The sequence below is a fragment of the Bradyrhizobium sp. UFLA05-112 genome (assembly GCF_053572325.1).
Map to the genome: position 1 here is coordinate 1 of NZ_JBANBK010000038.1, position 17,625 is coordinate 17,625.

At 64.4% G+C, this 17,625-nt stretch carries 16 protein-coding genes; 9 read left to right on the top strand and 7 right to left on the bottom strand.

The genetic code is table 11. From position 1 onward, the window contains the following. Positions 1-110: 110 nt before the first annotated feature. Positions 111-248: a YbjQ family protein gene (locus SO180_RS21960; RefSeq protein WP_449380919.1), complete on the bottom strand. Its 138-nt coding sequence runs from the start codon at positions 246-248 to the stop codon at positions 111-113. 123 nt (positions 249-371) lie between these two features. Between SO180_RS21960 and SO180_RS21965 the strand changes: the two genes are divergently transcribed. The 8 genes from SO180_RS21965 (at position 372) to SO180_RS22000 (ending at position 9,434) form a co-directional block, all read left to right on the top strand. Further along, positions 372-1,247, top strand: coding sequence for a dihydrodipicolinate synthase family protein (locus SO180_RS21965; protein WP_449380920.1), 876 nt, complete (start codon positions 372-374; stop codon positions 1,245-1,247). Positions 1,248-1,378: 131 nt separating this feature from the next. Further along, complete coding sequence (locus tag SO180_RS21970; RefSeq protein WP_449380921.1) at positions 1,379-3,703, top strand: xanthine dehydrogenase family protein molybdopterin-binding subunit; 2,325 nt, start codon at positions 1,379-1,381, stop codon at positions 3,701-3,703. Positions 3,704-3,999: 296 nt separating this feature from the next. Further along, a complete protein-coding gene (locus SO180_RS21975) occupies positions 4,000-4,608 on the top strand; it encodes a LemA family protein (RefSeq protein WP_449380922.1) in 609 nt (202 codons plus the stop codon). A gap of 132 nt (positions 4,609-4,740) precedes the next feature. Beyond that, positions 4,741-5,661, top strand: coding sequence for a TPM domain-containing protein (locus SO180_RS21980; protein ID WP_449380923.1), 921 nt, complete (start codon positions 4,741-4,743; stop codon positions 5,659-5,661). Between the two features lie 3 nt (positions 5,662-5,664). Then, entirely contained in the window at positions 5,665-6,162 is a 498-nt protein-coding gene (locus SO180_RS21985) for a TPM domain-containing protein (protein WP_449380924.1), read from the top strand. A 359-nt stretch (positions 6,163-6,521) separates the two neighbouring features. Then, positions 6,522-7,613, top strand: a complete 1,092-nt coding sequence (locus SO180_RS21990) for a hypothetical protein (RefSeq protein WP_449380989.1) — start codon at positions 6,522-6,524, stop codon at positions 7,611-7,613. Positions 7,614-7,707: 94 nt separating this feature from the next. Further along, entirely contained in the window at positions 7,708-9,243 is a 1,536-nt protein-coding gene (locus tag SO180_RS21995; RefSeq protein WP_449380925.1) for a hypothetical protein, read from the top strand. A gap of 23 nt (positions 9,244-9,266) precedes the next feature. Continuing rightward, on the top strand, positions 9,267-9,434 hold the full coding sequence (locus SO180_RS22000; RefSeq protein WP_449380926.1) for a hypothetical protein: 168 nt from the start codon (positions 9,267-9,269) through the stop codon (positions 9,432-9,434). Positions 9,435-9,444: 10 nt separating this feature from the next. Here the strand turns inward: SO180_RS22000 and SO180_RS22005 are convergent, their stop codons facing one another. The 3 genes from SO180_RS22005 to putA all read right to left on the bottom strand — a co-directional run bounded on the left by SO180_RS22005 (position 9,445) and on the right by putA (position 14,746). After that, on the bottom strand, positions 9,445-10,092 hold the full coding sequence (locus SO180_RS22005; protein WP_449380927.1) for a glutathione S-transferase family protein: 648 nt from the start codon (positions 10,090-10,092) through the stop codon (positions 9,445-9,447). 178 nt (positions 10,093-10,270) lie between these two features. After that, a complete protein-coding gene (locus tag SO180_RS22010; protein WP_449380928.1) occupies positions 10,271-11,476 on the bottom strand; it encodes a CaiB/BaiF CoA transferase family protein in 1,206 nt (401 codons plus the stop codon). A gap of 270 nt (positions 11,477-11,746) precedes the next feature. Then, complete coding sequence (gene putA / locus SO180_RS22015; protein ID WP_449380929.1) at positions 11,747-14,746, bottom strand: bifunctional proline dehydrogenase/L-glutamate gamma-semialdehyde dehydrogenase PutA; 3,000 nt, start codon at positions 14,744-14,746, stop codon at positions 11,747-11,749. Between the two features lie 112 nt (positions 14,747-14,858). Between putA and SO180_RS22020 the strand changes: the two genes are divergently transcribed. Next, on the top strand, positions 14,859-15,320 hold the full coding sequence (locus SO180_RS22020) for an Lrp/AsnC ligand binding domain-containing protein (RefSeq protein WP_449380930.1): 462 nt from the start codon (positions 14,859-14,861) through the stop codon (positions 15,318-15,320). A 175-nt stretch (positions 15,321-15,495) separates the two neighbouring features. Here the strand turns inward: SO180_RS22020 and SO180_RS22025 are convergent, their stop codons facing one another. The 3 genes from SO180_RS22025 to sorA form a co-directional block, all read right to left on the bottom strand. Then, positions 15,496-15,696: a cold-shock protein gene (locus tag SO180_RS22025; RefSeq protein WP_027527932.1), complete on the bottom strand. Its 201-nt coding sequence runs from the start codon at positions 15,694-15,696 to the stop codon at positions 15,496-15,498. 210 nt (positions 15,697-15,906) lie between these two features. Further along, complete coding sequence (gene sorB, locus SO180_RS22030) at positions 15,907-16,209, bottom strand: SorB family sulfite dehydrogenase c-type cytochrome subunit (RefSeq protein WP_449380931.1); 303 nt, start codon at positions 16,207-16,209, stop codon at positions 15,907-15,909. 12 nt (positions 16,210-16,221) lie between these two features. Then, positions 16,222-17,421 carry a SorA family sulfite dehydrogenase catalytic subunit gene (gene sorA / locus SO180_RS22035; RefSeq protein WP_449380932.1) on the bottom strand — a complete coding sequence of 400 codons (1,200 nt, stop codon included), beginning with the start codon at positions 17,419-17,421 and terminating at the stop codon, positions 16,222-16,224. Positions 17,422-17,625 lie beyond the last annotated feature (204 nt).

The following is a 17,625-nucleotide window of genomic DNA, read 5'->3' on the forward strand; positions in this document are numbered from 1 at the left end:
TCCTCGATCTCGCGTTGAATCTCCTTCAATATGCGATTCTCACCCAGCTTGGTCCGTGGATTTCTGACTCAGTAAGATTAGGCCGCAGCGTTTGCTGATTGCCGCACTCGTCAGTGCGCAACGTGCCAGCCGAAAGCTGGCAGCCCCTCGCGTTTCCTGAAGATCGCGTCCTCTACATCGAGTGCGGTGCCGTAGGCCGCGATCTCGCTCACGGTCTGGTCAATCTCCGCGGAATCGAACCGCCTCATCACGATCACGCGGCAAGTGCGTTCACTCGCCGGCTTGCTTGTCGGCCTCACGGGGGCATGTTAGCACCCGCGAAACCATACGGGCGGCCCCGCAACGCCCGACCTGCCGCACGGTTGCCCGACATGCCCGATTTTCACGGTGTCTTCCCCTATCTCGTTTCGCCGGTCGACGCGGACGGCACCGTGCGCACCGGCGTGCTCGCCCGGCTCTGCGACGATCTGATCGGTGCCGGCGTGCATGGGCTGACGCCGCTCGGCTCGACCGGCGAGTTCGCCTATCTCGACGCCGCACAGCGCGCGAGTATCGTGCAGACCACGATCGAGACCGCGAAGGGCCGTGTGCCCGTGGTGGCCGGTGTCGCCTCGACCTCGACCGCCGATGCGGTCGTGCAGGCGAAGGCGTACCAGAAGCTCGGCGCCGACGGCATTCTGGCAATTCTGGAGGCGTACTTCCCGCTCGCCGACGCACAGGTCGAATCCTATTTCCGCAGCATTGCGGATGCCGTGGACATTCCCGTCGTCATCTACACCAACCCGCAATTCCAGCGCTCCGACCTGACGCTCGACGTCATCGCGCGTCTCGCCGAGCACCCGCGCATCGGTTACATCAAGGACGCCTCGACCAACACCGGCCGGCTGCTGTCGATCATGAATCGCTGCGGCGACAAGATCCGCGTGTTCTCGGCTTCCGCACATATTCCAGCCGCGGTGATGCTGATCGGCGGCCTCGGCTGGATGGCGGGTCCGGCCTGCATCATCCCGCGCCAGAGCGTCGCGCTCTACGATCTCTGCAAGGAGGGACGCTGGGATGCAGCCATGGCGCTTCAGCGCAAGCTATGGCGCATCAACGAGGCTTTTGCTCGCTTCAACCTCGCCGCCTGCATCAAGGCAGGGCTGACGATCCAGGGCTACGACGTCGGCGACCCCATTCCGCCACAAGCGGCTCTTTCGCCCGAGCAGCGCAAGGCCGTCGAGGCGGCGTTGCGAGAGGTCGGCTAACTTCCATCCGCGGTTGCCAAGCTCGTGGCATGACGAATTTGCGGGTCCTGCCCGCACAAAACGTCGGCTGGCCTCGTTTGCCTCGATCCGCTAAAAGGCGGCCGCACTTTGAGGCCTAGAGGACAAGCGGAATGAACTTTCTTCCCGGTAATTTGCGTTTCGGGGCGGGCAAGCCCGTCAAGCGTTTGGAAGATCAGAGGCTACTCACCGGGAAGGGACAGTTCATCGACGACAAGCCGGAGGACGGCGCGCTGTGGCTGCATGTGCTGCGCTCGCCGCATGCCCACGCGAAGATCGCGTCGATCGACACCAGCGCGGCTACGGCGATGCCTGGTGTGACCGCGATCTACACCGGCGCCGATCTGATCAAGGACAACATTGGCGAGATCCCCACGCTCAACATCTTCAAGCGCCCCGACGGCAAGCCGATGACGGTGCCGCCGCGGCGCCTGCTCGCTCATGAGATCGTGCGCTATGCTGGCGAGGCCGTTGCGGCCGTGGTCGCCACTTCGCGCGTTCTGGCGCAGAGCGCGGCCGAAGCGATCGTCGTCGACTACGACGTGCAGCCTGCGGTCGTCGATCCCGTCGAGGCGGTCAAGCCAGGTGCGCCTGTGGTGTGGCTGGAGGCGCCCGATAACATTGTCGGGGCGATGGCCTACGGCGACGCCGTCAAGGTGGATGAGGCCTTCGCCAAGGCCGCGCATGTGGTCGATCTCGATCTCGTCAGCCAGCGGCTCGTGCCGTCTGCGATGGAGCCGCGCTCGACCATTGCCGAAATCGAGAAGAAGTCCGGCCGGCTTCTCCTGCACGTGCAGTCGCAGACGCCAGCCTCGACCCGCGACGTGCTCGCGGGCGCGGTGCTGAAGCGGCCGATCGAGAGCGTGCGCGTGCTGGTCGGCGACATCGGCGGCGGCTTTGGCCAGAAGACCAACCTCTATCCGGAGGACGGCATCGTTGCCTATGCCGCGACCAAGCTGAACAAAAAGATCCGCTGGCGCGGCGACCGCACCGACGAGTTCGTCGGCGGCACCCATGGCCGCGATCTCACCTCGACCGCCTCTTTTGCGCTCGACGAGAAGGGCAAGGTGCTCGCCTATCGCGTCAAGTCGATCGGCTGCACCGGCGCCTACTCCTCAGGAGCCGCCAACATCATCCCGCTGGTGCTTGGGCCTTTCGTGCAGACTGGCGTCTATGATCTGCCGCTTGTGCATTTCGAGATCAAGACGGTGATGACACACACCGCACCGGTCGGCGCCTATCGCGGAGCGGGCCGGCCGGAGGCGGTATTCATCGTCGAGCGTCTGTTCGACGCTGCGGCGCGAAAAATCGGCATGGATCCCCGCGCGATCCGCAAAGCGAACTTCATCAAGCCGGCGCAGCTTCCCTACACCAACGCTGCGGGCCAGGTCTACGATTCCGGCGCCTTTGCACACATGCTCGACCGTGCTGCTAAGCTTGCCGATTGGGATGGTTTTGCCGCGCGCAAGCGCGCCGCGAAGAAGAAGGGCCTGCTCTATGGCCGGGGGCTGACCTCCTACATCGAATGGACCGGTGGACGCGCGCACACCGAGAAGGTCAGCCTGCACGCGACCTCGCAGGGCCGCATCATCCTGCATTCCGGCACCATGGCGATGGGGCAGGGATTGCAGACCACCTACACCCAGATGATCTCCGACACGCTCGGCATTCCCCTCGACAAGATCGACGTGGTGCAGGGCGATACCGATCTCGCGACCGGCTTCGGCAGCGTTGGCTCGCGCTCGCTGTTTGTCGGCGGCACGGCGGTGGCGGTCTCCTCGAGCGACCTGATCCAGAAGGCGCGCGAGAAGGCGTCGAACGTACTGGAGACCTCGGTCGAGGACATCGAGTATCAGGGCGGCATGCTCGCCGTTGTCGGCACCGACCGCCGCATCAGCCTGTTCGAGATCGCGGAGAAGGAGAGCGGCGCGAAGCTCAGCGTCGATTCCGAAGGCGAGGTCGACGGTCCGAGTTGGCCGAACGGCACGCATGTCTGCGAGGTCGAGATCGATCCGGAAACCGGCGTGTCCCGCGTCGTGCGTTACACCACGGTCGACGACGTCGGCGTCGCGGTGAACCCGATGCTGGTCACCGGCCAGATCCATGGCGGTGTCGCGCAAGGCATAGGCCAGGCGCTCTATGAGGGCGTGGCCTATGATGCCGAAGGCCAGCTCCTGACCGCAAGCTACCAGGACTATTGCATCCCGCGCGCCGACGACGTGCCGCCGATCGAGGTGACGCTCGACGACTCCGCGCCCTGCCGCACCAACCCGCTCGGCGCCAAGGGCTGCGGCGAATCCGGCGCCATCGGCGGCCCGCCCTGCGTCACCAACGGCGTGATGGATGCGCTCGCCGAGCTCGGTATCACCCAGCTCAACACGCCGTTGACCCCGCAAAAGATCTGGCAGGCGATCCGGGACGCGAAGGCGGGAGCGTAGGCGCAACGTCACATTTTACCTCGGCTGTCGCCACAGCCCCAACTCCTCCCGGGGCGCGCGAAGCGCGAGCCCGGGACCCCCGCTGGAGCGCTCGCGCTCGTCGCGCGAATATGTGGCACCAGCAGTAGCCCGGATGGAGCGAAGCGAAATCCGGGTCCGTCCGTGATTGCTTTTCCCTGATTGCGCTGTGCTCCATCCGGGCTGCGGCTCGACACCTCCCGCCGCCAGCTCCATCAGCATGTCCTCCGCGAGCGCAATCTGATATCTAGGCTCTCGATTCCACCGGGAGAAATTTCATGCGCAAGATCCTGACAGTGCTGGCGGCGTTCGCCTGCCTCAGCCTGACCAATTGCGGCTACAACGCGATCCAGGGCCAGGACGAGCAGATCAAGGCCAACTGGTCGGAGGTGGTAAATCAGTATCAGCGCCGCGCCGATCTCGTGCCCAATCTCGTCAATTCGGTGAAGGGCTTTGCCCAGCAGGAGAAGGATGTTCTGCTTGGGGTCACCAATGCGCGCGCCAAGGTCGGCAGCATCCAGGCAACGCCCGAGGTGCTCAACGATCCCGCCGCGTTCCAGAAATTCCAGGCCGCCCAGGGCGAGCTTTCCAGCGCGCTGTCGCGTCTGCTCGTCGTCACCGAGAACTATCCGCAGCTCAAATCGGATGCGCTGTTCAAGGACCTGATGTCCCAGCTCGAGGGCACCGAGAATCGCATCACGGTGGCGCGCAACCGCTACATCAAGGCGGTGCAGGATTACAACGTCACCATCCGCTCCTTCCCGACCAACCTCACTGCGATGATGTTCAGCTACAAGGAGAAGCCGAATTTCAGCGTGGAGAACGAGAAGGAGATCTCGACCGCGCCGAAGGTCGATTTCAACCCGGCGCCTGCGCCGTCGAAATAGCGCGTTGGGCCACCAATGCGCGCCACACCCACCGCCGTCATTCCCCGCGAAAGCGGGGAATCCAGTACGCCGCGAGCTCTCCGCATCTCGCCGGCGTCTCCGGGCTACTGGATCGCCCGGTCAAGCCGGGCGATGACAGCGAGCTTGTTGCGCGCCTGTTCTGCCGTCGCACCGCGCGGTGCCTTCCTGCTTGCGTTGCTGTTCAGTTGGGCCTTCGCGGCCGTAGCCGACGTCGCTGTGCCGCAGCTTACGGGGCGCGTCGTCGACCAAACCGGGACGCTGTCGAGCGGCGATGTCGCAACGTTGACCTCGCGCTTGCGAGACTACGAGAACCGCAAGGGCAGCCAGATCGCCGTCCTGATCGTGCCGACCACGCAGCCGGAGACGATCGAGCAGTACTCGATCCGCGTCGCAGACGCCTGGAAGATCGGCCGCAAGAAGATCGACGACGGCGCAATCCTGCTCGTCGCCAAGAACGACCGCCACCTGCGCATCGAGGTTGGCTATGGGCTCGAAGGCGCGCTCACTGACGTGACCTCGCGACGGATCATTGACGAGGTCATCACGCCAAAATTCAGAAGCGGCGACTTCGCCGGTGGCATCTCCGATGGCGTCGATCGCATGATGCGCGTGATCGACGGTGAGCCGTTGCCGGCGCCTCAGCGCAGCACGAGCTTTGCCAGCGACTTGAACGATCTCGGGCCCGTCGCTCCCTTCGCCCTGTTTGCCTCACTGTTCGTCGGCGGCATCCTGCGCACGATCTTCGGCCGACTGCTTGGCTCGGTTGCGACCGGCGGGGTGCTTGCCGCAGTGGCCTGGTTCATGATCGGCTCGGTGGCCCTCGCGATCGGCGTCGGCGCCATCGCCTTCATCCTGGCGTTCATCGCTGATCTCGCTCCGACGTCCGGTCCGGGGAGACGCTATTCGCGCGGCGGCTCCTGGTCGGGCGGTTCCTCGGGGGGCGGCTGGAGCAGTGGCTCATCGAGCGACAGCGGCAGTTTCAGCGGCGGCGGTGGCAGTTTTGGTGGCGGCGGTGCGTCGGGGAGCTGGTAGGTCATGAGCATCAAGCGCATCACCAAGCATCTCCTGCAGCACCATTGGCGTGCCAAACAGGTGTTCACGCCGCAAGTGCTCGACCGGATCGAGCAGGCGATCAAGACAAGCGAGACCACGCACTCTGGCCAGGTCCGCTTCGTCGTCGAAGGGGCGCTTGACGGCAGGCCGCTGTTCCGCAACCAGCCGGCGCGCGAGCGCGCGCTCGACGTCTTTTCCCATCTGAGGATCTGGGACACCGCGCACAACAACGGCGTCCTGATCTACCTCCTGCTCGCCGACCGCGACGTCGAGATCGTCGCCGACCGCGGCATCGATGCAAAGGTCGGCGCTGCGGGTTGGGAAAACATCTGCCGCGACATGGAGGCTGACTTCAGCAACGGCCGTTTCGAGCATGGCGTGATCAAGGGCATCGAAGCGGTGTCGCGTGAACTGGCCAAGCATTTCCCGCCGCAAGGCCCGCATCCCAACGAGCTGCCGGACGAGCCGGTGGTGATGTGATGGAGTTGGACGAGCGCGGCGGGCTCTCTCCAACGTCGTCGTGGCGAAAGCCAGGTCCGCAAGGTGCTTTGCCATCGCAAACGGACGTCCTTGGCGCCTGACGGGACAGTTAAGGCCACGTTAACCGGGGAATTCTGCCAGGCAAACATCACCTTGGCCGGGTATCGAGGGTTGGTCCGTTCGTCCCGAACGCAATTTTGCGCTTGGCCTGCCACGCCGGTTCCATGATCCCGGCCCAATTCGGCCCCGGATGAGTTCCTAAAATTTCGGTAAGCGGGTCCGAGGGTAAGGATTTCGCAAGCAATGAAAGTTACCAAAAGGTCAACCTTGACTGGAGTATTTGAGCCGTGAGCGAAGCAATGCCCGAACCGGCTGCTGAACTGCAGCCCGCCGAGGTTTCGTCGGAGGCTGGCCTTTCGTCGGAGGCCGGCTTGGAGACGCGCGCCGACGCCCCGTCAATTGCGCCCGACCATGAGGCGCCCAAGCCGGATGCCCCGATGCCGGATGCCCCCAAGGCCGAGGCGCCGAAGGTTGAACCACCCAGGCTGGTGGTGCCCAAGCTCGACGCGTCCAATCCGGAGGAGCCCAAGCCGGAAGAGCCCAAGCCGGACGCAGAGCCCAAGCTCCAAGAATCCAAACTCCACGAATCCAAGGCTGAGCTGAAGCCCGGCAAGCTGATTGTCATGGCGCCCTCAGACCACGCCTGGGATCGCGCGCAGTCGGAGGTCAAGCCGGAGGCGAGGGACACGGGCGACAAGCGCCGGTTCTCGGCGATGGCCGCCGTCGTCGCGCTTGCGGCCCTTGTCGGCGCGATCAGCGGCGCGCTCGCGACCGCCGGCGTCATGCACTTTGCGCCTAATCAGACGCAAGCAGCGGCACCGGTTGCCGACACCAGCGCGCTGGAAGCCTCCGTCGCGCGGATCGATGCCGATGTCGTCGCGCTGAAGGCCGGCCTTGATCACACCTCGAAGTCCGCGACCGGCCAGTTCAACAAGACCAGCGATCGCCTCGACAAGCTCGAGAAAGCGCAGGCCGAACCTGCTGCCAGGCTCGCAAAACTGTCCGAGGCCGTAGACAAGCTGCGCTCGGCACAGGCTCCCGCGCCCGCGCAGACGACTGCTGCGAAGGAGATCACGGGCTCGATCGCCCCGGCTCAGGTCGCCGCCGCGACGCCCGCACCAGTGCCGGCCACGCCGCCACAAACCCTCTCGGCACAGGCCGCCGCGCTGGCCGCAGCGCCGCCGAAGCCCGAGGTCGGCCGGCTGCCGACGGTCGAGGGTTGGCACCTGCGCGACGTTGCCAATGGCGGCGCGCTGATCGAGGGCCGCTCGGGCCTCTATGAGGTCTATGCCGGCGACCCCGTGGCGGGTCTCGGCCGGATCGATGCGATCCGCCGCCAGGATGGCCGCTGGGTCGTCGTCACCAGCAAAGGTCTGATCGTCGCGCGCTAAGCCGAGTGCTTCCGAACTCGAGGAAAGGCGCTTCACCGCGATGTGAAGCGCCTTTTTGCTTGAATAGGCCGAGCGCGGCGGTGTTAGTGGAGACATGAGCCATCGCGTTTTGCGCATTCTCGTTGCCCTCGTCGCGCTGTGCGGCGGCGCGCTGCCGCTGCCTGCCTTGGAGAACGCAGGCCTCGAGCGCGGCACCGCGATCACCGATCCGCAGCAACTCGGCATGCTCGATCAGCACGATGTGCTGACGATCTCACGGCTGTTGTGGCCGGAGCGGAACGCGAATTTCCCGCTCACGTCAGACATGCTGTTCTCATCGTTGCCGCAGCTTGCACAGATACGCCCCGCCATCGACGCCGAGTTCGAGCGTTACATCGCACGGCACAAGGCGAAGGCGCCTGACGAGACCATCGGCGTCGGCGACGACTTCGACGTTCAACTGTTCGACCGCTCCAATCTCAACTCCCGCGATACGCGCTTCGTGCTGGCGGGCATCGTCAACCGGATGGACCGCGCCTATGTCTCGGAGGGTTCCTGCGGCGAAATCCGGCTGATCTACCGGCTGGCGCGCTTCGAACCAAAGCAGGAGGGCGACAAGGCGGCTACGCGCCTGCCGATGACGCTCAACTTCATCCTCAAGGCCAGGCATGACGGGCAGGTTGGCCCCAACGGCAAGCCCACGACCTGCTCGGATATCGCCCGCCGCTGGCTCGCCAACGACAAGCCGCTGGATCTCGTCGAGCAACGTTCGTTTCCGGACGATGCAATGCTCGACCGCATCGAGACCAACACCCAGATTGCATTCATGCCGAAATCGGCGCGCCACGAATTCCGAACCGACTATCTCCTGAAGGTTTTCAAGTATAATGCGGACACCAAGGTCTTCGAGGAGTCTACGCTGGAGAACCAGATCGACCGCGATCGTATCCTCAGCGATGACGCGCTCAGGCATGATTTCAGGGACTGGCTGCTTGCCCCCGAGCATTTTAGCGAGTTCGATCGCGGCACGGTGCTGATCCCGGAAAAATTCCTTGCGAGAGCCGCGATCGCGCCGACGCCGGCGGGGCTCGATGCATCGGCGCTGCAGCCGGAATTCGGCCTGATGCAGGGCGAGGGCAAAGCCGATGGCGTTGTCACCGACAGCGACGTGGTCGGCGTGCTGAAGGCTGCCGCCGAGCGCGGTATCGGCTTGCAGAATATCCGCTCGGTTGCGGGCTTCCAGCGCCGGCTCAACGACATCACCTGCGCCGGCTGCCACCAGACCCGCGGCATCGGCGGCTTCCATTTCCCGGGCGTCGACTGGCTCGCGGACAAGCCGTCCACAATCGTGCCGGCCTCGCCTCATTTCTTCGGCGACCAGGTTCGCCGCCGCGATATCCTGACCGCATTCGCCGAGGGGCGGCGCCCCGACTTCTCGCGCGGCTTCGCCAGCCGGCCGCAGCTTCGCGGCAGGGCCGAGCTTACGGGAACCGAATATCAGGACGGTTGGGGCGCCCATTGTTATTTGCAACCGTCGGGATCGGCCGGCGCCGACAAGAGTTTTACGTCATGGACCTGTGGTAAAGGTCTGGCCTGTCAGGCCGCTGCGACTTCGACCCGCATCGGCATGTGCTTTGTGAAGACGCGTTAATCGAAGCGACATTTGGATGACCGATGACGGACAGCAGCGAAGCCAACAAGCAGCGCAATCGCGAAATCGCGCGTAACGAGGAAGCCAAGCAGATCACTGGCAGCATCCGGGTCAGCACCTGGGCTGTTGCGGTCGCCATCGTGATCGGCGCGGTGGTGTTCGCACTCATCTGGATCGCGGCGCGGTCGTAGTTCCTCTCAGTCAGGACGCGTAATGCGTCAGCCGTTTCCCGGGCAGCAGATCATATGCCGATTGCCAAGCGGGCAGTGCGGCCATGCGGCCGAGCCAGGCGTGGATGGCCGGATGGCTTTCTCCGAAATCGTAGCCGTGCTCGTTGCTCGGATAATGCAGATAGGCCATCATTGAAATGTCGGCGACCGTCGGTTTCTCGCCGATCGCGAACGCGCTGCGGGCGAGATGCTGATCGAGAATGCCGAGGAAGTCGTCGAGCCGCCGGCGGAAATGTTTCAGCACCTGCGGGTCGCCATTCGGCGTGAATGTCCGCATGAAGCGATAGGTTGCCAAGTAGCCGGTGAGCTTGTGGTTGTCCCAGAACAGCCAGCGCAGCAGCTCGAATTTCTCCTCGGCCGTTGCACCGCCGAAGCGGTCATATTGCTCGGATAGTTTCAGCAGGATCGGCGCAGTCTGCGTCATCTTCACGCCGTCGATCTCCAGCACCGGAATCTCGCCCATCTCGTTGACCGTTTGTCGCCACTCCTGAGTGCGTGTGACGCCGCCGGCAAAGTCGGTCCAAACGGACTCGAAGGTCTCACCGCACAGTGTGAGCATCAGCGCCAGCTTGTAGCTGTTGCCGGATTCGGGGAAGTAGTGCAGGCGATAGCTGGGCATGGGACCTCACTGCAACGCAGGTTCGCTTGGTTGTCGTTATACCGAGATCGTCCCGCGTCGTCATTGCGAGCGAAGCGAAGCAATCCAGCAATGCATCCACGGAAGCGAACTACCCAGCCAACATCGTCCCGGTTTCGCCGGGACGACAGCGGTGAACGTTGCGCTGGCGTGTCGCCCCTTACGCAACCGCCCCCGACGCGCGCAGCGTCTTGATCGTTGCCTCGTCGTATCCTGCCTGGCGCAAGATCGCGTCGCTGTGCTCGCCGACTTCAGGCGGCTTGCGCGGCTGGACCTTTCTCGTACCGTCGATCCAGATCGGGCTGTTGATCGTCAACATGGTGTCGTTCTCGAAGGGCACCAGCACCTCGTTGTCGATCATCTGCTGGTCACTGGGGATGTCATCGAGAATCCCGACCACACCGAACACCAGCCCGTTGCCGTCGAGGATCTTACGCCATTCGGCGAGATCTTTGGTGGCGAATACCTCGTCGAAAATCCTGATCAGCTCCACCGAGCGCGCATGGCGATCCGGCTTGGTGGCAAAGCGTGGGTCGGCGATCAGATCCTCCCGTCCCATGCAGCGGGCGAGCGTCGGCCACTGCCGATCCTCGCTCAGCAGCGAGAGGATGATCCAGCGGCCATCCTTGCACTGGTAGTGATTGGTCACCGCGTTCAGCGCGCGCTCGCGCGGCCGCCGCTCACCGAACCTGGCGCCGCAGAGTTTTGCCTGCGCCAGAACGCTCGCGGCCCACACGCCGTTCGCCATCAGATTGGAGGCGACATGCGCGCCCTTGCCGGTCTTCTCACGCTGGTAGAGCGCGGTGACGATCGCGCTATAGAGCGCCATGGCGCAGGGGTGGTCGCCCATGCCGGCGACCGAGCGGGCCGGCGTGGTATGAATGTCGGCGCGTACGAGGTCCATCAGCCCAGAGCGCGCCCAATAAGCGTTGCTGTCGAAGCCGGGCTTGTTGGCCTCTTCGCCCTTCTCGCCGTAACCGGTGAAGGAGGCGTAGATCAGCCGCTCGTTCAGGTGCGCGAGATGGTCAAAGGTGATGCCGAGCCTTGAGCGCACCTGCGGCGGCATGTTGGTGATGAAGACGTCGCTCTCGGCGACCAGCTTGTAGAGCACGGCCTGCGCGTCCGGCTTGGTGAGGTCGAGCGCGAGGCTCTTCTTGTTGCGCGCCTCCAGGAGCCAGGCGAAATTGTGCTCGCTTGCGGGATAGCCTGGCAGGTTCGGCAGATTACGGTAAGGATCGCCCATGCCGGGCGGCTCGATCTTGATGACGTCGGCGCCGAAATCCGACAGCACGGTCGCGGCAGCGGGCGCCGCGATGAAGCTCGCGCAATCCAAAACCTTCAGGCCGTCGAAAATGCCCTTCTGCATCGTGCCGCCGCTCCCGCTCTTCTTATTTCCCGCACGCTGGAATTCGTGCGTTCTAACCATTCAATCATTTGACTGATGTTTTTGCGGGATGCAACGGCATGCGGGTCATCGTAGAGCTGCGCTGGCCGCAGCTGTTAGTTCCGTCATCCTGAGGTGCAGGCGCGTAGCGGAGGCCTCGAAGGATTAACGGCCGGGCTGCAGCCGGGCCGTCGCCCTTCGAGGGCCACTTCGCGGCCGCCTCAGGGTGACGGTGACAGAGCTAGCTCGGAGCTACTCCTCGCCCGCGAGCAGGGCAGCGTTGCCGCCGGCAGCGGCGGTGTTGATGGTGACGGTCTGTTCGGTGGCGAAGCGCGCCAGATAATGCGGGCCGCCGGCCTTGGGGCCGGTTCCGGAAAGGCCGTTGCCGCCGAACGGCTGCACGCCGACCACGGCGCCGATCATGTTGCGGTTGACGTAGACATTGCCGACCGACAGCCGTTCGACGATAACATCGACTGTGTCGTCGATGCGCGAGTGGACGCCAAGCGTGAGCCCATAGCCGGTGCGCTCGATCGCAGCCAGCACGCGCTCGAGGTTTTCAGCGCGGTAGCGCACGACATGCAGGACAGGGCCAAACACCTCCTCGGTAAGCTGCCCGCTATCAGCGAGCTCGAAAATATGCGGCGCCACGAAGCAGCCCTCGGGCACGCTGCCTGCAAAATGCAGCCGCGCCTCGGTCTTCATTCGGGCAATGTGTGCGTCGAGCCGCTGCTTGGCATCGCGGTCGATGACCGGTCCGATATGGGTCGCAACGTCACTGGGGTTGCCGATCTTCAACTCGCGCGCGGCGCCAGCGATCATCTCGATCATGCGGTCAGCGACGTCCTCCTGCACGAACAGGAGCCGCAGTGCCGAGCAGCGCTGGCCGGCAGAACGAAATGCTGAGGTGACGACGTCGTCGGCGACCTGTTCGGGAAGGGCGGTCGCATCTGCGATCATGGCATTGATGCCGCCTGTCTCCGCGATCAGCGGCACGATGGGGCCATCCTTGGCGGCGAGCGTCCGGTTAATGGATCTTGCGACCTCGGTCGAGCCGGTGAACACGACGCCGGCGATATTGGGATGCGCGGTCAGTGCGGCGCCGATCCGGCCATCGCCGGTGACGAGCTGCAGCGCATGTGCGGGAACACCCGACTCGTGCAGCAGCCGCACCGCCTCGCGCGCGATCCGCGGCGTCTGCTCGGCGGGCTTTGCCACCACGCTGTTGCCGGCCATCAGCGCCGCCGTCACCTGGCCAAGAAAAATCGCGAGTGGAAAATTCCACGGCGAGATCGCGACGAACACGCCGCGGCCACGCAGGGCCAGCACATTGCTCTCGCCCGTGGGGCCTGGCATCGCTTCGCCGGCGCTGAATAGCTTTCGGCCCCGCGCGGCGTAGTAGCGGCAGAAGTCGGCGGCTTCTCGCAGCTCGGAGAGCGCGTCATCGAGTGTCTTGCCGCCCTCGCGCTGGAGCAGCGCGATGAAGTAGGGTGCCCGCTGCTCCAGGAGATGCGCGGCCTGCTCCAGCGCTGCTGCGCGGGTGCCAGCGGACGTCCGGCTCCAGGCCGCAAACCCCGCTCGCGCTGCTGCGAGAGCTGCGTTGGTCTGCTCGGACGTGGAGTCGGCGATAGGCTTGAGATCGGTTGGCTCGGCCGCGATGTCGGCCAGCAGGCGATCGAGTGCGGCCCGCTCGCCGAACTCAACGCCGCGTGAATTGCGCCGCTCCGGCGCGAACAGCTCGCGCGGAAGCGGGATCTTCGGGTGATGGGCTGCTTGCGGCTTGGCGATGATGTCAGCGGGGCGTTGCAACAGGGCGGTCATCGCCACGCGGTAGTCGGCGGCCAGCGCCACGAAGGAGGAGTTGGCGCCGTTCTCCAGCAGCCGGCGCACGAGATAAGCGAGCAGGTCGCGATGGCTGCCGACTGGCGCATAGGTGCGGCAGGCGAGTTTTGGGTGATCCCGTGCGAGCTGCTCGTAGAGCGCCTCGCCCATGCCGTGCAGGCGCTGGAACTCGTATTCCCCGCTATCGCCGGCAAGCTCCAGCACGGTCGCAACGGTCAACGCGTTGTGGGTCGCAAATTGCGGGAAGATGCGCGGCCGCAATGCGAGCAGCTTCGAGGCGCAGGCGACGTAGTTGAGGTCCGTCATCGCCTTGCGGGTGAAGACCGGATAGCCGTCGAGCCCGCGCTCCTGCGCGCGCTTGATCTCGGTATCCCAATAGGCGCCCTTGACCAGCCGCACCATCAGCTTGCGATGATGCGCGCGGGCGAGGCCATCGACATAGTCGATCACGGTGGACGCGCGCTTCTGATAGGCCTGGATGGCGAGGCCAAAGCCGTCCCAGCCGGCGAGCGAGGGATCGGCCAGCGTCGCCGCGATCACGTCGAGCGAGAGCTCCAGCCGGTCGGCTTCCTCGGCATCGACGGTGAAGTTGAGGTCATGGGCCTTGGCGCGCCGGGCCAGATCCAGGAGCTGCGGGGCCAGCTCCGCCATCACCCGATCGTGGCTGATCGCCTCGAAGCGCGGATGCAGCGCCGAGAGTTTGACGGAAATGCCGGGACGGTCAGGCAGAGGACGTTCGCCCGCTGCCTTGCCGATGGTCTCGATAGCACTCGCATAGGCGTCGAAATAGCGCTTGGCGTCAGAGGCGGTGCGCGCGCCTTCGCCGAGCATGTCGAAGGAGTAGCGCGGCTGCTCGCCGGAGCGGGGCCGGGCACGCTCCAGCGCCTGCTCGATGGTCTCGCCCAGCACGAAATGGTTGCCCATCAGCCGCATCGCCTGCCGGGTCGCTGCGCGCACGGCGGGAGCGCCCAGCCGCTTCACGAGCCGGCCGATGGTGCCGTCCGGCGTCTCGCCCGGCTGGATCACCCGCGCCGAGAGGCCGAGCGCCCAGGCCGAGGCGTTGACCAGGAACGCGCTGGATTTCGTTTCGTGGTGGACGAAATCGCCCTCGCCGAGCTTGTCCTCGATGAATTGGTCGGCGGTGCGGGCGTCCGGCACGCGGAGCAGGGCCTCGGCCAGCACCATCAGCGCCAAGCCCTCCTTGGTCGAGAGCGCGAACTCGCGCAGCATGTCCTCGACCCCGCCGAGCCGGTCGTCACGCTTGCGGACAGCCTCGATCAGCCGCGTAGCGGTGCGGTCGATCCGCGCCTCCTGGGGAGGGGCGAGGTGCGCGTTGCGCAACAGCGGTGCGGCTATCTCGGCATCATCGGGCGCGAAGGGCGCGCTGAAGGGGGAGGAAATGTTCGGCATGGCATGTCCTGTCTGGCCTCCAAGCTAATCCCCACGCTGCCGTAGTTCGATAGACAAGATAGCGATTTTGCCTTAGATAATAAAGCTACTAGGCAAAAATTCCGTGATAAGTATGGATATCGATAAAATCGACCGGAGAATCCTCTCAATTTTGCAGGAGGATGGGCGTATAGCCAATGTCGAGCTCGCCGAGCGCATCGGCCTGTCGCCGACCTCGATCGGCGAGCGGCTGAAGCGGCTCCAGCGCGAAGGGGTCGTCGAAGGCTATGGCGCCCGGCTCAATCCGCACCGCCTGGGGCTCGGCCTCCTGGTGTTCGTCGAGGTGCTGCTTGACAAGACCACGCCGGACAATTTCGAGCGGTTTGCGCGCGCGGTGAAGCTCGCGCCCGAGGTGCTCGAATGTCACATGGTTGCCGGCGGATTCGATTATCTCGTGAAGGCGCGCCTTCCCGACATGGCCGCGTATCGGCGCTTTCTCGGCGAGACCTTGCTGTCGATGCCGGGCGTGCGCGAGACGCGCACCTATGCGGTGATGGAGGAGATCAAGCGCGACGCACCCTTGCCTGTCGGCTGAATCCTGCTGTCGCGATTGTCATCGAGGTTGTGTCGATCAGGGGTCTCTAGGCGCAAAAAAAGCCTACCCTCGCGCAATCGCAACGCCTGTCGTCGAATGCACTTGACCGTCTTCTAAAATTTTTTTGGCCCGTGCTCCCGGATGCGATCCGGGAGGCGGCGAAATGCCGGAGGGCTTATACTTTGAGGTTTTCTGCGGACGTCTTGCCCCGGTTTGCGATCTCTTCATATTCCACCGTCTGACCTTCGTTCAGGGTGGACAGACCGGCTTTCTGCACTGCCGAGATATGCACGAACACATCCTTGCCTCCCGACGCAGGCTGGATGAACCCATAACCCTTTGTCGGGTTGAACCACTTGACCGTACCTTTGGGCATCACGTCTTCTCCGCGGGACTTTCCTCCACAAGCACGAGCCGCCAGTCCCCGCAAACCGGCCGGCTCGGTCGAAGCAGGATACACCGGAATCTTACGGGCTTGGTAGCTCAAACCATGCCGGTATTCTGCGGAAATTCGCTCAACTTCGCGGCGTTTTTGCCGATTTTGCCCGTTTCGCGGTCATTTGGCTGGCCGGCGGCCGGCGGCCCGTCAATAGGTCGCGGCGAGATAGTCGACGATCTTGCCGACATCGGTATCGTCGATTGGCGCGCCATAGACCTTGATCATCTTGGTTACTTCGGCCTGCCAGAAGCCCTTCTTGTCCTCCATTGGTGGCTGGGTGTTGACGTAATCGGCCGAGTGACAGGCCGTGCAGTTGTTCTTGACCACGTCGAGATTGGGCCCGGGCTTGAAGGCGGCGACCTCGTCCGGATTCTGGTAGCCGATGGGGGCGGCGGTTACAGCGCCAATGCCGGCCGCGAGAGTGAGCGTAAGGAGAACGGTGCGGTTCATCGTTATTCTCCTTCAGGCGACCGTGGCGCGGACGGTTTCGACGACGTTGCGCAAATAGCCGGCCGGGTTCCAGCGCGGCGTGTCCGGCTGGGTTTCGCCGCCATTGCTGGTCGCGCGCACCTTCAGCTCGACCGGGCCGGCCGCGAGCTTCACCGGCAGCTTCCATTCGCGGAAGGAGTATTTGCCGAGATCCTTGCCGAGCTTGGCCTGCGTCCAGGTCTTCCCGCCGTCGATCGAGACCGACACCTCCTTGATGCCCTTGCCGCCGTCGAAGGCAATGCCGCGCAATGTCGTGCGGCCGGCCTTCAGCTTGGCGCCGTCGGCGACGCTGGTGATGAAGGAGCGGATGGTGAACCGGTTGATCGGGATCGTCGCCTTCGGTGCCGTGCCAGGCTCGATCGCATTGTTGGGCGTGTCCGGAATGCGATAGGCCGACTTCATCCAGAAGCCGTCGTAGACATTGTCGATAACGGTGATCTCGTTGAGGTGCTTGACCCAGTAGGTGCCGTAATAGCCGGGCACGATGAGGCGCAGCGGGAAGCCGTTGAGGAACGGCAGGTCCTCGCCGTTCATGCCATAGGCCAGCATCACCTCGCCGTCGGTTGCGTGATCGAGATCGAGCGCCTTGACGAAATCAGGCGTCTTGTCGCTGACCGGGCCGTCCATGCCGCCAAAGGTGACTTGTTTGCCTCCGGCCTGCACGCCGGCCATGTCGAGGAGAGTCTTCAGCGGCACGCCGCGCCAGCGTGCATTGCCCATCGCACCGTTGCCGAGTTGGCCGCCGGCGACGCGCGGATCAGAGAAGCCGCGGCTGTTGCCGGAGCATTGGTTGACCGCGACGATCTCGGTCGCCTTCATCTTGCGGATGTCTCTTAGGGACAGTTTCAGCGGCTTGTCGACCTTGCCCCTGACCTCGAGCGTGAACTTGTCGGGGTCGACATTGTAGGGCAGGTCCGACAGGTGATAGCGGACGAAGAACGCGTTGTTCGGCGTCAGCGGGCCGTCGTTGAAGATCGCGAACGGTGTCTCGAGTTGCGGAGGCCGGCTGGTCAGGCCGATCATCGACCGCTTCTGCGGATATTTTACCAGCGATCGCTCGCCATTGGCGAAGGGCAGGGTGACAGTGTCCACTGCCAGCGCCCTGGTCGAGCTCAGTGTGGCCGCCATTGCGGCAAGTCCCGCTCCCTTGAGCAGGTCGCGTCTGTCGATCATCGTCTCCCTCCGGAGCATTTCGGTTGAGCCAACGGTCATCACCGCTGACCTCGCGATCATCTGTCGCATCGGCGGGTGCGAAGTCAATTCGTGCTTTCGCAGCGTCAGCAGGACGCTGCATCGCAGCAGGCCGGTGTTACGCGGCGGCGAGATGGAATCGAGTTGTAGCCGCGGCGACGGTGCACTCCACCTCTCCCGCTTGCG